Source organism: Polaribacter vadi (assembly GCF_018861005.1).
GTDB classification, from domain to species: Bacteria; Bacteroidota; Bacteroidia; order Flavobacteriales; family Flavobacteriaceae; genus Polaribacter; species Polaribacter vadi_A.
Window position 1 is genome coordinate 126565 of sequence record NZ_JAHKQL010000015.1, and the last position, 15722, is coordinate 142286.

Annotated in this window: 9 protein-coding genes; 4 read left to right on the top strand and 5 right to left on the bottom strand. The window is 28.0% G+C overall.

What is annotated here, in order from left to right:
* Positions 1–11 precede the first annotated feature (11 nt).
* From KO506_RS07565 to KO506_RS07580, 4 genes are read left to right on the top strand one after another with little or no spacing between them, the layout of a single operon-like run.
* Complete coding sequence (locus KO506_RS07565) at positions 12–3302, top strand: toxin-antitoxin system YwqK family antitoxin (protein ID WP_215994290.1); 3291 nt, start codon at positions 12–14, stop codon at positions 3300–3302.
* Complete coding sequence (locus KO506_RS07570; RefSeq protein ID WP_252726818.1) at positions 3286–5211, top strand: DUF3857 domain-containing protein; 1926 nt, start codon at positions 3286–3288, stop codon at positions 5209–5211. Before KO506_RS07565 ends, KO506_RS07570 begins: the two co-directional genes overlap by 17 nt.
* 6 nt (positions 5212–5217) lie before the next feature.
* Positions 5218–7182, top strand: a complete 1965-nt coding sequence (locus tag KO506_RS07575) for a DUF3857 domain-containing protein (protein WP_215994292.1) — start codon at positions 5218–5220, stop codon at positions 7180–7182.
* A 49-nt stretch (positions 7183–7231) separates the two neighbouring features.
* Entirely contained in the window at positions 7232–7768 is a 537-nt protein-coding gene (locus KO506_RS07580) for a hypothetical protein (protein WP_215994293.1), read from the top strand.
* 40 nt (positions 7769–7808) lie between these two features.
* On the opposite strand, the gene KO506_RS07585 is transcribed toward KO506_RS07580, so the two are convergent.
* The 5 genes from KO506_RS07585 to rplM all read right to left on the bottom strand — a co-directional run bounded on the left by KO506_RS07585 (position 7809) and on the right by rplM (position 15129).
* On the bottom strand, positions 7809–12242 hold the full coding sequence (locus KO506_RS07585; protein ID WP_215994294.1) for a chemotaxis protein CheB: 4434 nt from the start codon (positions 12240–12242) through the stop codon (positions 7809–7811).
* A 112-nt stretch (positions 12243–12354) separates the two neighbouring features.
* A complete protein-coding gene (tsf, locus tag KO506_RS07590; RefSeq protein ID WP_215994295.1) occupies positions 12355–13326 on the bottom strand; it encodes a translation elongation factor Ts in 972 nt (323 codons plus the stop codon).
* Between the two features lie 25 nt (positions 13327–13351).
* Positions 13352–14134 (bottom strand): 30S ribosomal protein S2, encoded by a 783-nt coding sequence (gene rpsB, locus KO506_RS07595; protein ID WP_068362191.1) that lies wholly within the window; start codon positions 14132–14134, stop codon positions 13352–13354.
* Between the two features lie 153 nt (positions 14135–14287).
* Positions 14288–14674 carry a 30S ribosomal protein S9 gene (gene rpsI / locus KO506_RS07600; RefSeq protein ID WP_215994296.1) on the bottom strand — a complete coding sequence of 129 codons (387 nt, stop codon included), beginning with the start codon at positions 14672–14674 and terminating at the stop codon, positions 14288–14290.
* Positions 14674–15129 (bottom strand): 50S ribosomal protein L13, encoded by a 456-nt coding sequence (gene rplM, locus KO506_RS07605; RefSeq protein ID WP_215994297.1) that lies wholly within the window; start codon positions 15127–15129, stop codon positions 14674–14676. The genes rpsI and rplM overlap by 1 nt, the downstream gene beginning before the upstream one ends.
* Between the last annotated feature and the right edge of the window lie 593 nt (positions 15130–15722).

Consider the following 15722-nt stretch of genomic DNA (forward strand, 5'->3'; position numbering starts at 1 on the left):
AATTTAGTTTTATGAAAAAAATAGTATTAGTAGCCCTTTTTATTGTAAGTTTTGTAAACGCCCAAGAAAAAATACCATTTATAGATTACGATGAAATTAGACTTGAAATAGAAGAAAGTAATAAAGAAAACAATCATCAAAAAACTATAGATCTTATTAACAAAATTAATAAGAACGACTCTGTTTATTATCCACTTTTAACCTCTAAATCTTATTATTTATTACAACTGAATAAGTTTGATGAAGTAATTAAAGTTGCAGATCAAGGAATAAAAGCAGACCATAAAACTTCTAAACTGTTTTTTTACACCAATAAAGGTGTGGCACTTACCAATTTAAAAAAGTATGATGAAGCTTTAGAAACCTATAATAAAGGTATTAAAATTTACCCTAAAAACTATTTATTATGGTTTAATAAAGGGGTTGTTTTAGAAACTCAAGGTAAAATTAACGAAGCTTTAGAAGCTTATAAAGAAACTATAATCTTAAACCCATTATTTAAGAAACCACATTTACAAATTGGTAATATTTTTTACAAGCAAAATAGGTTAACACAAGCTTTAATGGCATTTAATCTTTATATTCTTTTAGAACCAGATGCAGAAGGCAATTTTTCTATTTTACAAAATTTAAACAATACTGTTGTTGCAAAAAATGCAAATGTAAAAAATGAAGATTTACAACTTACAGATGCAGATGATGCTTTTGAAGATATAGATTTAATCTTAAATAGTAAAGTAGCTATTAATGCTGATTATGAAACAGGTAACCCGATAAACATTGCGTTAACAAAACAGAATCATGCAATGATTCAACAATTAAAAGATTTTGAAGGTAATGGAGGTTTTTGGGAGAAAAAATATGTGCCATTTTATAATTGGATTTTAAATGATAATCATTTTAACGATTTTACTTACACAATTTCTTTTTCCATAGAAAATGAAGAATTTAAAGAAATTGTTGACAAAAAATCTCAAGACATCATCGACTTTTTTAAACTTTTCAAAAATAAATGGATAGAAATTATAGCTAAAAATACCCTAACTATAAATGGCGAAAAACAAGAGGTTTTTTACGAATATGGAGATGGAGAGGTAAATGCTTTGGGTAAAAGATTAAATAATAAACCAGTTGGAGAGTGGACGTTTTATGATGGTTATGGACAATTATCTACCACTGGTTTTTATGATGATAAAGGTAATAAAACAAGTAAATGGCTGTGGTATAATAGTTCAGGGGAATTAAAAGAAACAGCTACCTACAAAAACGGAGTTTTAGAAGGCCAAAACACAATGTATTATGATAATGGAAAAGTACAAATAGATGCTTCTTTTAAAAATAATGATTTAACTGATAAATATGAGTTTTACAACAGCAGTGGTGCTTTAACACAGAAAAAATATTTTAAAGAAGGTTTGTTAGATGGTATTTATCAATCTTATTTTAACGTAGGTCAAGATTTATTAGAATTTAAAATACCTTATGAAAAAGATTTAATAGAAGGCGAAGCTTTAGAGTATTATGCAGATGGTACTTTATATGCCAAATCAGATTATATTAATGGTGTTTTAAGTGGTAAAAGAACAGTTTATCATTACAATCAAAAGGTTTCTTCTGAGGCAGATTATGTAAATGGTGCTTTAAATGGTAGTTATAAAACCTATCATTCTAATGGACAAATTTTTGAAGATGGGCAAGGAGAAAAAGGTGCGTATTCTGGAACATGGAGAACTTATTACGCAAATGGAACTCTGCAAAGTGAGTTCGATTATAAAAAAGGTAAACTAAATAATGTATATGTTTTTTATGATACTGATGGTAAATTATTCTACGACTATTTATACAATAGAGGAGAGATTATTGCTTATACATATTACAAAAAAGACGGTTCAGTTTTAAGTAAAGGAATAAAAAAAGATGATCAATTTAATTTTGTAGGCTATTCACCAACTGGTAATGTAGTTTCTAGAGGTTTGTATGATATTGAAGGTGGAAAGCTTGGCGAATGGAAATTTTATTCGAATAATGGCGTTTTAAATGCTAAAGGTACTTATGATGAAGACGTAACTGTTGGCGATTATTTTACGTATTACAAAAACGGAAATTTAGAAAGTATTACGCCTTATAATTACGATGTTGTAAATGGTTATTATGCTGCATATTATAAAAACAAACAGTTAAATGTACAAGGTTGGTATAAGAAAGGAAATCAACATGGTGAGTGGAGATATTATTACAAAGATGGTACAGTTCAGTCTATAAATTTTTATAACAGATCTCAATTACATGGGCAGCAAAAATATTATGATCCTAAAGGGAAACTGAATAGTATATTATATTACGAATATGGTAAATTAATAGAGGAACAGTATTTTGATGAAGAAGGTAAAGCAACCCAAAAAATAATATTTGCATCAGAAAACAAAGAAAATGTTTTAACTAATTTCTATGCAAATGGTAAACCACAAACTACCATTACTTATGTAAATGAGGTAAAACACGGAATTTATGCAGGTTATTATTTTAACGGAAAGGTAAAAACAACTGGTAATTATGTAAATGGAGAGCAAAATGGACTTTGGACCTGGTTTTACGAAACTGGAGAAGTAGAAAGTAAAACCACTTATTTAAATGGAAAAATAAACGGAAAATCTCAAAATTTCTACAAAAATGGTCAGTTAGAATCTGATTATACTTACGAAAACGGAAATCAAGTAGGCACAACAATTCATTATTACGAAGATGGTGTTATAGAAACTTCAACAGAATATGAGTTGAATGAATTAAATGGTAGAAAAGAATTTTACGATCCTACAGGTAAATTACAATTAATTAGGTTTTATAATTATGGCACATTAATTGGATACAGTTACAAAGATAAAACTGGTGTAGAATTGCCAATGATTCCATTAAAAAATGAAACTGGTAAAATCAGTGCATTTTATAGCAATGGTAAACCTTCAAAAATAATGGAATATAAAAATGGAGATTTAACAAATAGCTATAAATCATACTTTTTTAATGGTAAAATTGAAGATGAACTTACCTATAAATATGATGATATGGAAGGCATCAGAAAAGAATATTTTATGAATGGTAAGTTAAAAGAAACCATTGTTTATAAAAATGGAGAGAGAAATGGTAAATACACACTTTATTACGAAAACGGATCAAAAAAAGAAGAAAGCAGTTACGTTAATAACATTCAACATGGTACTAGTTTGTATTATAATGAGTCAGGGAAATTAATAATGAAAAAGAAATACGTTAATGGTACAGTACAAAATGTCGAAAATTTATAAGTTACAATTCATTATTTTCTTATTTGCTGTAAGTACAATTTCTGCTCAATTTTCAGAAGAATTTAATACATATAGTAAATTATATCCAGAAAATTCTAGAGTAAGGTTGTTACAAGAAACCGTAATTAAAATAACTCAAGAAGATGATAAATTAATAATTCTTGAACAAAATAAAGAAGAAGATTTATACTTAAATGAATCTGCAACTTACAATTCTAAAAGCAGTGTAAGTTCGTCTTTCTTTTTTGAACTTAACGAAATTAATGCATCCTCTTATACTTTCGAAAACGGAAAATATGTTGAATCTAAAGTAGAAAAATTTACAGAAAAAGATGAGTTAAACGATTCTTTTTACGACGATTCTAAGACTTTAAGTTTTATATATCCGAAGTTAAAGAAAGGTTCAAAATCAGTTTTAGAATATTCTCAGAATATTAAAAATCCGCGTTTTTTAAGTCCTTTTTTCTTTGGTGATTATTTTCCAATCATCAAAAATAAAGTAACCATTATTGCAGATAAAGGCATTGAATTAAGTTTTAAGGAGTTTAATACTACAAACGCAAACATTAAATTCACTAAAGAAGAAAAACGTAAGAAAACCATTTATACTTGGGTACTCGAAAATCAGGATGAATTTGAGTACGAATCTGGTACACCAAGTTACACTACTATTTTGCCACATATTGTGCCAATAATTAATTCTTATAAAGTAAAAAAAGAGACTAAAAAATTATTGGGCGAAGTTTCTGATTTATACAATTGGTATTACTCTTTGGTAGAAAATGTAAATAAAGAAGCCCCAGATCCTGCTTTAGTAAATATTGTAAATACAATAACTAAGGATAAAAATACGGACTTAGAAAAAGTAAAAGCCATTTATTATTGGGCGCAAAAAAACATAAAATACATTGCTTTTGAGTATGCTTTAGGAGGCTTTATTCCAAGAGAATCTAATGAGGTTTTTAGAAAAAAATATGGCGATTGTAAAGACAATTCTAGCATCCTTTTTAAAATGTTAGAAATTGCAGGTGTAAAAGGAAATTTAACTTGGATTGGTACAAGAAGTATACCATACACTTACCAAGAAGTGCCAACTCCTGTTGTAGATAATCATATGATTTTATCTTACGAAGAAAATGGAAAAACGTATTATTTAGATGCTACAGGTAGGTATATAAAATTTGGTTTACCATCATCATTTATACAAGGTAAAGAAGCTTTGGTTTCATTTGGTAACGAGTTTAAAGTTAAAACAGTGCCTGTGGTTGATGCTAAAGAAAATGCAATTATAGACAGCACAACTATCAATATAAAAGAAGATGTTTTAGTTGGTAATTCAATTACGCATATTACTGGTTATCCTAAAATAAATTATTTTAATTCTTTAGAGAACATTAACTCAGAATCTAAATTAAAAGGTTTTTATAATGCCAGATTTATCAAGGGGAATAACAAGTTTTTAATCAATAAATTAGAAGAAATCAATAAGTATGATTATGATGAGGATTTTATCATCAATTACGATTTTGAGATTAAAAATTACTTTAAAAAATTAGGAGACGAAATTTACATCAACCTAAATTTAAACAAAGATATTTCTGCTTTAAAAGCCGATAAAAAAAGAGAGTATGCTATAGAATACGATTTTAAAAGGTACCAAAGTTATGTTACCAAATTCAATATTCCAGAGGGTTATGCTGTAGATTATATGCCAGAAAATGTAAGTTTTTCTAATGATTTAATTACTTGTAAAATATCTTATGAGTTAAAAGAAAACGCGGTTTTTTACAAACAAGATATCGAATTAAATTTTTTAGTTTTAACCAAAGAACAACAAACGGAATTAAATAAACTGATTAAAAAAATAGAAAAACAATATAAAGAAATTATAGTTTTAAAGAAACAATAAAGCACTATGAAAAAATACATATTTACCTTACTTTTAGTCGTTACAACCTTAGTTAATTTTGCGCAAACCATTCCTTTTTATAAAAGTTATGATTGGGAAGAAAATCCTGCACATAATGTAGATAAAAGTAGTAATGAGAATTTAATTGCAATTAAAGAAAAAATAGTAACTGAGTTTCATTTCGAAGAGAAAGCTTTAGTAGAATATTTTTTAGAGCATAAAATATTATGGTTAAATTCTGATGATGCTATTGAGGAGTTCAATAAAATTTATTTACCATTTTCTTCGGATTCTGAATTGCAAATAAACAAAGCCAGAGTTATAGATACAGAAGGTAAAATTATAAACTTAGATGAATCTAAAATACTTACTGCACAAGATGAAGAAACAGGTAGACAATACAAGTATTTTGCTTTTGAAGGAATTACAAAAGGTAGTTTTATAGAGTATTTATATGTGGTAAAAAAAGACCCAGCTTATATGGGTAAAAAGCTAAATATTCAAGATGATTATCCTAAAAACAAAATTGAGTTCGATTTACTTTCGCCATCTAATTTAACTTTTGCATTTAAGAGTTTTAATGGTTTGCCAGAAGTAAAACAAGACACGTTAACAAAGGATAGATTTCATTATAAATTATACCTAAAAGATCTAAAAAAAATAGATAATGAATACCTTTCTGCTTACAAAGCAGCCAAAGGTTATGTAGTTTATAAGATTGATAAAAATATTGCGAATAATACATCAGATATAGTTTCATATAGCAAAGTTTCGCAGAATTTATACTCTTTTTATTATCCAAAATATGAGAATAAAACAACTGATTTAATCAGTAAATTTATCGAAGAATTAGAAATTCCAGAAAATGCTGATGAAGAAACCATTATTAGAAGATTAGAATCTTATATAAAAAGCAACGTTTATTCTAATGATGCTTATAGTGCAGAATTACAAGATTTAGATATGGTTTTAACCAAAAAAGTGGCTAATGAAACAGGTACGTTAAAATTATATATTTCTTTATTAAGAACCTTTAATATTAACCATGAACTGGTTTTAACAAGTAGCAGAGATCAAATTAAGTTTGATAAAACTTTTGAAGCGAATAATTTTTTAACTGATTTTTTAATCTATTTTCCTAAGTATAAAAAATATTTAGAACCATCAGCTCAAGAAAAAAGATATGGTTTTCCAACTCCTTTTTTAATGGATAATTATGGATTGTTTATTAAAGAAGTTAAAATTGGCGATTATAAATCTGCAGTTGGTAAAGTAAAATATATAGAGCCAGTACAAGCAAGTGAAACAGAAGATACAATGGTTGTAGATATTGCTTTTAATCCAGATGATTTAACAGAAAATATCATTCATTTTGATAGATCTTTAGGGGGTTATTATGCAGGTAATATTCAACCTTTTATGCATTTTATTATTGGTGATGATAGAGATGAATTGGTAGATAATATTATAGAAAGTATTACATCAGAATTAACGATAGAAAAACGAGAAATTGTAAACGGAGAATCAGAATTATTTGGTGTTAAGCCTTTGCAATTTATTGTTGATTTTACATCAGAAGCATTTGTAGAAAAAGCGGGTAGAAAGTACTTATTTAAGTTGGGTGATATAATTGGCCCACAAATGCAAATGTATCAAGAGAAAGAGCGAGTATTGCCTTTAGAGCAAGAGTTTCATAGAAGCTATTATAGAACGATAAACATTAAAATTCCTGAAGGATATAAAATTACTAATTTAGAGGATATTAATATTGATAATTCATACTCAGAAGATGGTAAAGAACTATTTTCTTTTAAATCTTTTTACGAATTAAATGGTGATGTTTTAAAAATTACTGCGGATGAACATTATAGAGAAAATATTATAAAAGTAGCTTTATATGAAGAATACAGAACTGTAATAAATTCTGCTGCAGATTTTAATAAAATAGTATTATTATTAGAGCCTAAATAATTAAAGTGGAATAGTTTTTGTTTCAAAACTTGAAATCGAAACTAACTTTATGACTAAAAAAATACTATTCATTGCACTTTTATATGTAGCACAATCTTTTGCGCAAGATAGTTTAAACAGGCCTTTTTTTACTGGCTCATTAAATTTTTCATTGGGTTTAAATGAAAACTATGTTTTATTTGAACCTGATGATGATGAGTACTTAATAGATTTTACTGGTTTTTATTTTAGAACTGGCTTTGGTTACGAATTTCAAAGAAAGTTTGCTGTGAGTATAAATGCGGGTTACGATTATCATAGTAGATATTCAGTGAGTGCAATACCAACTTATGGTAGTTTAAAATACAATATTACAGAAAGAGAAGATGATGCTTTTTTTGTAGAAATGAGTTATGGTAAAATGTGGAGACCATCTAACAGCTATCCAGATGGTAATTATTATGGCTTTGGAATAGGTTCTCAATTTTCTGGAGAAAATAGATGGAATCTAATTTTAAAATTAGATTTTCATAGAAAAGGAATTTTTGGTTTTGAAAACAATAGAATAGATAGTTTATCCTTTGGTGTTGGTTTTTCGTTCTTTTAGATTAAAAATAAAGAATAAACTATCTATTGTTTTTATATTATTAATCAATCCATTTATGTAGTACTCTAAATAATTCTTTTTTTATTACTGGTTTTGTAAGATAATCTTTACAACCAATTTCAAAACATTTTTCTTTTTCATCGTGCATAGCATAAGCACTTTGCATTATTATTATTGCATTTGGGTTAAGTTCTAGAATTTTTTTGGTGGCATCAAAACCGTTCATTTCTGGCATTCTAATATCCATTAAAACAATATCTATATTTTTATTTTTTATATATTGTTCAACAGCCAATTTTCCATTAGGTGCAAATATAGTTTTAGCTTTAGTCCCTTTTAAAAACTTGGTATACATTAGTTTTACAATTTCATCATCTTCTGCAACTAAAATAGTTTTATCCTTTAAAAAAGAGTAATTGTCTTCAGTAAGAATTTTGTTTTCTTTACGCTTAGGTAGACTGTCTTTTTCTATAATTTTTATAGGTATAGTAAATTTAAAAGTTGCGCCTTTATTTAAAGTAGAAGCTACAGTAATTTTACCCCCTAGATTACTAATAATACCCTTGCAAATAGATAAACCAAGACCAGTACCACCATATTTTGCATTATCACTATAATTTATTTGTTTAAAACGATCAAAAATTTCATCTAACTTATCTTTTGGTATTCCAATACCTTCGTCTTTTACAAAAAACTCTAACACTTCATTTTTAATTTCAAATCCAAATGATATTTCTCCTTTTTCAGAAAACTTTAAAGAATTGTTTAAAAGATTCGTAATTACTTGTCTTAGTCTTAAAGGGTCTGTTAAAACAGTTAAGTTTTTAGCTTCTTTTGGTATATAAGATTTTGTTGTAATGTGAGTTTTTTTCTTTGCTGTTTTTATTTGATTAAAGTTAATTTCTATATTTTTAACCAATTCAGTTATGTTACAGTTTTTTGGAGAAATTTTTAATTCATTAGCTTCTATTTTAGCTATATCAATAATATCATCAATTAAGCTTAAAAGTTGTTTAGAGTTTCCGTCTATAATATCTAAATATTGCATCTTTTCTTGAGCTGAAATATTTTCATCTCTCAATAATTCAGAAAAACCAATAACACCACTTATTGGTGTTCTAATTTCATGGCTCATGTTTGCTAAGAAATAGTTTTTATGAATGTTAGCAAATTCTGCTTTTTGCCTAGCTATTAAAAGTTGTTTTTCTATAGATTTATACTCAGTAATATCTTGTGATGCACCTCTAAGACCAATAGTTTCTCCATGTGCATCTTTTACTGTTTCACCTCTTGCCCAAAGCCAACCTTTTATTTTGTTTTCATGTATTACTTCTAATATTACTTCATAGGGAATGCCTGTTTTTTGTGTTTCATTTAGAGCAAAGTTTAATTCTACCCAACTTTTTTTACTAAATAAACGTTCTTGTTCAGAAAAACTTGGTGGTGGTAAATTAGGGTTTAATCTAAATGTCTTATACAATTCTTCTGTCCATGTTACTTTGCCAGTTTTTAAGTCTAGGTACCAACTACCAACATGTGTTAAGTTTTGTATTCTTTTAAGCTCTTTTTCATTATTAGATAATTGTTCTTCTTTTTTCTTTAGATCTGTTACATCTGCAAAAGTTGCAGCAAATTCACCTTTTTTAGGAGAAAAAACTCTTACAATATAATATTTATCTAGTTTAGTTGAGTAGCTTTCTAATTTTTGCTCAATACCTGTTTGTGCAGTATAACCATAGACTTCTAACCAATTTATAGAGTCATTTTTAATATCGGGGTTAATTTTACTAAAAGGTTTGCCAATTATTTCTTTTTCAGATAAATTAATTTGTTTTTCAAAAGATGTGTTAATAGAAATATATTCCCAATCTATAGGTTTATCATTTCTATCTGTAATAATTTTTGCGTGCGAAAAACCTTCATTTAAGTTTTGAAATAAATTTTGATATCTTAATTCTGTGTTGGCAAGTTCTATTTCTGTTTCTTTTAGTTTTGTAATTTCTACAAACGTAATAATTATACCATCAATTTTTTTATCAATAGTAATAAAGGGGCTAATTCTTGATAAATAAAAATTACCATCTTTATCTACAATTTCTTTTTCAATAGGTGTTAATTTTTCTAAAACTTTTTTAGAATTGTTTAAAATAGATAGTCTAATTTTTTCATTAAAATTTGATGCAAAACTACTAATTAACCTACCAATATCTGTTTCCTTTAAGTTAAAGTGTTTTTGAATTGCTGGTGTATATTTTCTAATATATAGCTCTCTGTCTAAGAAAAGAGTTCCTATATCTGTATTATCTAGTAGATTGGTAACATCGTTATTTAAATTAGTTAACTGTTTGTTTTTTTCTTGTAACTCTGCATTAACAGTATATAATTCTTCGTTAACAGACTGTAACTCTTCATTTGTACTTTGTAGTTCTTCGTTAGAAGCCATTAATTCTTCATTAGAAGATTGTAACTCTTCGTTACTTGTTTCTAATTCTTCAACAACATTTTGTAGTTCTGTTTTGGTAGATTTTAATTCGTCTTCTATTTCATCAATTCGCTGCTTAGATATTTTATCAATAGGTATGTTTTCTATGATAACTTGGTCATCTGTTTCTTTATCTTCTCCAAATTGTAAAAGATAAATATCATTTAAGTCATCTTCAGTAGGCTTGTGTAGGTATAAATCAAAAGAGAAGTTTCCGTTTTTCGTTTTACTTAAAACGTCTTTAACAATAACGTCTTTTTTTTCTTCTGCTAGTCTATTTACAGCACTTCTAATGATTGTTGATAGGTCATCATCGACTACTTTTAAAAGGTTGTTTTCAAATAAACCTTCTGTGTGATTTAACCTTATTCCAGCATCTCCCTTAATGTAAATAATATTGTAATCTTTATCAAAAAAGATAGATGAAGGACTGTATTTTTTACTCAAATATTTATGAAAAACATTTTCTGGATTTTCCTTAAATCTATATACAAGTGGATTTGATGCTTGTTGAGGCGGATTATTGTATAAGATTGAAGGAACCCTACCTGATGGGCTATTTTGTATAGGAATATGTTTGGTATCTGATATGTTTTGATAAATTTTCCATTTCGTATCTATTGTTTTATAAAACTTTGAAACTTCACCCAAAGATTCACTATTTCCTAAAAATAAATATCCAAATTTATTTAATGCAAATTGAAAGTTATACATTACTTTCCTCTGCACTTTGCTGTCTAAATAAATAAGTAGATTTCTACAAGATATTAAATCCATTCTAATAAATGGAGGCGATTTTATTAAGTTATGACTAGAAAAAACAATTTTTTCTCTTATTCTTTTTATAATTTGTAATTTATCTCCAATCTTAGTAAAATACTTGTCTAAGTAAATAGTATCTAATTCGTTTATTACATTTACATGAAATGTACCAGCACTTGCAGCTGTAATTGCTCTTGGGTCTATATCTGATGCAAATATCTTAAAATTGATATTTAATTTATAAGACCGTATATGGCTATCTAGAAGCATTGCAATAGAATATACTTCTTCTCCAGAAGAACAACCTGGCACCCAAACACGTATAGTTTCAGAATTTTTTTTGCCAGCACAAATTGAAGGAATAACCTCTTCTTGTAGAGTTTGAAAGGCTTCTGTATCTCTAAAAAAACGCGTTACACCAATTAAAAAATCTTGTTTTAAAGACTCTTTTTCTTTTTCATTATTCTTTAAAAATGTAAGGTAGTTGTATAATTCATCAATGTTATTGATGTTCATACGTTTTTCTAATCTTCTTAAAAGTGTATTTTTTTTATATTCTCTAAAATCAATATCAGAATATTTATGAACTTCTTGTAGTATCTTATTAATTAAAACCTCATTAGATTCTTGTATTGGAAACTCTGAATCTATAATTAAAGGTGGGTTTAATAGGCTATTGAATCTTTTAGCAATATCTTTTGGATTCAAAATAAAATCTACCAAATCTGTTGCAATAGAAGAATTTGGCATACCATCAAACTGAGCAGTTATAGGGTCTTGTACAAAAATAACACCACCATTTTCTTTAATAGTTTTTATACCTCTTGAACCATCAGAGCCTGTTCCAGATAGAATAACACCTATAGATTTTTCATGATATTCTTCTCCTAAAGTGTGGAAAAAAATATCTATTGGCAAATTTAAATTATGTTTAGGACCTTTGTCTAACAAGTATAACTCTCTTCCTTTAATATGTAAATTTTTATTTCGTTGATTTAGGTATATGCAGTTAGGTTGTATGGTTAATTTATCTTCAGCAGTAAAAATTTTCATTTTTGTATGCTTAGCCAACAATTCTGGCATTAAACTTATAAAGTCTGGTGATAGATGTTGAATAACAACAAAAGCCATTCCTGTGTCTTCAGGTATATTATCAAAAACTTGTTGAATTGCGTCTAATCCTCCTGCAGATGCACCAATAGCAACAACATATAATTCTGGCTTTTTCATTAAAATGAAATTTAGGGTTCCTTACAAAAATAGGTAAAAATGAGTTTTAATAAAATTAAAAGCCATCTATATAGTATAGATGGCTTTTTTAAATTATAAAAAGAATAAGTAATTATCCTAAAGTAACTCTTTTAAAAGTAGATACCTCAACATTACCATAAGTAGCAACGTATTGAGCAACATTTTTCTTTTCATCTTTAATAAAAGATTGATCTAAAAGACATTGTTCCATATCTAAAGTAGTGTTATCTGCAACGAATCTTTCCATTTTTCCTGGTAAAATTCTATCCCAGATTTTTTCTGGTTTACCTTCAGCAGCTAATTGCGCTTTTGCATCAGCTTCAGCTTGTGCTAAAACCTCTTCAGATAATTGAGACATAGAAATAAATTGAGGTACATTTTTTAATGTTTTACCTAATCTACCTAACTCAATATTATCTTTTTCAATAACTGCAATTCTAGCTTCTGTTTCAGCAGCTACATAAGCAGGATCAAAATCTTTGTAAGATAAAGTGGTAGCTCCCATAGAAGCAACTTGCATAGCAACATCTTTTGCTAAAACATCAGCATTATCTACAACAGCAGATAAACCAACTAAAGCAGCAATTTTACCAATGTGAGTGTAAGCCCCAACATAAGCAGCTTCTACTTTTTCAAAAGCAGTAATGTCTAACTTTTCACCAATTACACCAGTTTGTTCAACTAATTTATCAGCAACTGTCATACCACCAAAATCTGCAGCTAAGAAATCTTCTTTGCTATCATAATTTAAAGCGATATCAGCAAATTGACCACCTAAGGCAACAAACTTTTCGTTTTTACCAACAAAGTCAGTTTCACAAGCTAAAACAATAGCAACACCTTCTGTTTTTGCTTCGTTAATTCTTGTTACTGCAACACCTTCTGTAGATTCTCTATCAGCTCTTTTTGCAGCAATTTTCTGACCTTTTTTACGTAAAACATCAATTGCTTTATCAAAATCACCACCAGCTTCAACTAATGCCTTTTTACAGTCCATCATTCCAGCCCCAGTAGCTTCTCTTAATTTTTTAACATCAGCAGCACTTACTTTTACTGTTTCCATGTTATTTTTATTTTTAAAGTTAGAATTATTTTGTTTCTTCTGTACTTGTTTCAGCAACTTCTGCTTTAGCTTCTTCTTTTACAGGTGCAGCTTTAGCTTCTTTTACTTTTTCTTTATCTGCTTTTCTATCAGATAAACCTTCAGCAACTGCATCAGTTACAAAAGATAAAACTTTATCTATAGATTTAGAAGCATCATCATTTGCTGGTATAACAAAATCTACCTCTCTTGGGTCAGAATTTGTATCTACCATTGCAAAAATAGGAATGTTTAATTTTTGAGCTTCTGCAACAGCAATGTGCTCTTTTTTAATGTCAATTACAAATAATGCACCTGGTAAACGAGTCATATCAGAAATAGAACCTAAATTCTTTTCTAATTTTTCTCTTTGACGATTAATTTGTAATTTTTCTCTTTTAGATAATGCATCAAAAGAACCATCAGTCTTCATTCTATCAATCTGAGCCATTTTCTTAACAGCTTTTCTAATAGTAACAAAGTTAGTTAACATACCACCTGGCCATCTTTCTGTGATGTAAGGCATGTTTACAGCTTTTGCTTTTTCAGCAACAATGTCTTTTGCTTGTTTTTTTGTAGCTACAAATAAAATTTTACGTCCAGAGTTTGCAATCTTTTTTAAAGCTTCTGAAGTTTCTTCTATTTTAGCTGCAGTTTTATACAAATCAATGATGTGTACACCATTTCTTTCTGTATAAATATAAGGAGCCATATTTGGGTTCCATTTTCTTGTTAAGTGACCAAAGTGTACTCCACTTTCTAATAATTCTTGAATGTTTACGTTTGCCATTTTTAAAATGTGTTTACTTTCTGTTTCTTAAATCAATAATTAAGTAGTCTTTCGAGTCTTAATTATTTAGATACTAAACTGTTTAATATTAAATTTTAGTAATAATAACAGTTCTCTGAGAAAATATATTGCAGAATAAATTCTGCAAAAATATTAACGTTTCGAGAATTGGAATTTTTTACGTGCTTTTTTCTGACCGAATTTCTTACGTTCAACCATTCTTGGATCTCTTGTTAATAAACCTTCTGGTTTTAAGACAGCTTTGTGCTCTTCGTTAATAGAAACTAAAGCTCTAGTAATTGCCAAACGAATTGCTTCTGCTTGTCCTGTAACTCCACCACCATAAACATTAACTTTAATGTCGTAAGACTCTAAGTTTTCTGTTAACATTAAAGGTTGTTGTACTTTATATTGTAAAGTACCAGTTGTAAAGTAACTCTTGTAATCTTTTTTGTTTACAGTAATGTTACCTTTACCTTCTGAAAGATAAATACGAGCAACAGCTGTTTTTCTTCTACCGATTTTGTGTACTATATCCATTATTTGTAATCGTTAAGGTTAATAGCTTTAGGTTCTTGACCTGCATGTTTGTGCTCACCACCTGCATATACATACAAGTTTCTGTATAAAGCGCTACCTAAAGTATTTTTTGGTAACATACCTTTTACTGCTTTTTCAATTAATCTTGTAGGATCTTTCTCAAACATTTCTGTTGCAGTTAACGATCTTTGTCCTCCTGGGTAACCTGTGTGACGAATGTAAGATTTGTCTCTCCACTTGTTTCCAGTTAAATTGATTTTTTCTGCGTTGATAATAACCACGTTATCTCCACAATCTACGTGAGGAGTATAATTTGGTTTGTACTTACCTCTAATTAGCTTTGCTATTTTAGAAGCTAGACGACCCAACGTTTGCCCGTCTGCATCAACTAAAACCCACTCCTTGTTTACGGTAGCTGCGTTTGCTGATACTGTTTTGTAACTTAATGTGTTCATAATTACACTTTTAGTCTTTGTTTATTAATAATTTAATTTTTTCCTTAAAAAAGGAGTGCAAATGTACTTCTTTTTATTGGTTTGACAAATAGTGAGTTAGAATAATTGGGTTGCTTTGTGGTAAATTAAGAATATTCTAGAAAAATCTTTAATTTATTACTAAATAATAAGTGTTTTAATCCATTCTGGATGGATAAATGTATAAGAGAATATAATTGATATTTATGTTCTATTTATAAATAATAATTGTGTTTTAAGGTTTTTTTCAAAATTCATAATTACCTAACTAAATTATTAAGAGATATTTAAAATATACAGCAGGTTACTTTTGCTGTTAAACAAATCTCCATTTTTATGGATGATTATATAGACCAATCAGCTAAATGCAACAAAATCTAAATATATATGTATGCTATTTTTTGTTTTACCCATAAAAGTAGTTTCAAAAGAAACTTCTGCGAATAAAATTCCTAAAAGAATTTATACTACCAAACCTTTTAAAAAAAGTGACAGTAATAAATGGTTAAGTTTATGATGATGTTTTGAATATTGTAGAATGGTCTTCGGATTTTACTCAAAAAGAACTAGATGAA

Coding starts and splice junctions, on each gene's coding strand:
- KO506_RS07565 (WP_215994290.1), top strand. CDS start 12: ATGAAAAAAATAGTATTAGTAGCCCTTTTTATTGTAAGTTTTGTAAAC.
- KO506_RS07570 (WP_252726818.1), top strand. CDS start 3,286: ATGTCGAAAATTTATAAGTTACAATTCATTATTTTCTTATTTGCTGTA.
- KO506_RS07575 (WP_215994292.1), top strand. CDS start 5,218: ATGAAAAAATACATATTTACCTTACTTTTAGTCGTTACAACCTTAGTT.
- KO506_RS07580 (WP_215994293.1), top strand. CDS start 7,232: ATGACTAAAAAAATACTATTCATTGCACTTTTATATGTAGCACAATCT.
- KO506_RS07585 (WP_215994294.1), bottom strand. CDS start 12,242: ATGAAAAAGCCAGAATTATATGTTGTTGCTATTGGTGCATCTGCAGGA.
- tsf (WP_215994295.1), bottom strand. CDS start 13,326: ATGGAAACAGTAAAAGTAAGTGCTGCTGATGTTAAAAAATTAAGAGAA.
- rpsB (WP_068362191.1), bottom strand. CDS start 14,134: ATGGCAAACGTAAACATTCAAGAATTATTAGAAAGTGGAGTACACTTT.
- rpsI (WP_215994296.1), bottom strand. CDS start 14,674: ATGGATATAGTACACAAAATCGGTAGAAGAAAAACAGCTGTTGCTCGT.
- rplM (WP_215994297.1), bottom strand. CDS start 15,129: ATGAACACATTAAGTTACAAAACAGTATCAGCAAACGCAGCTACCGTA.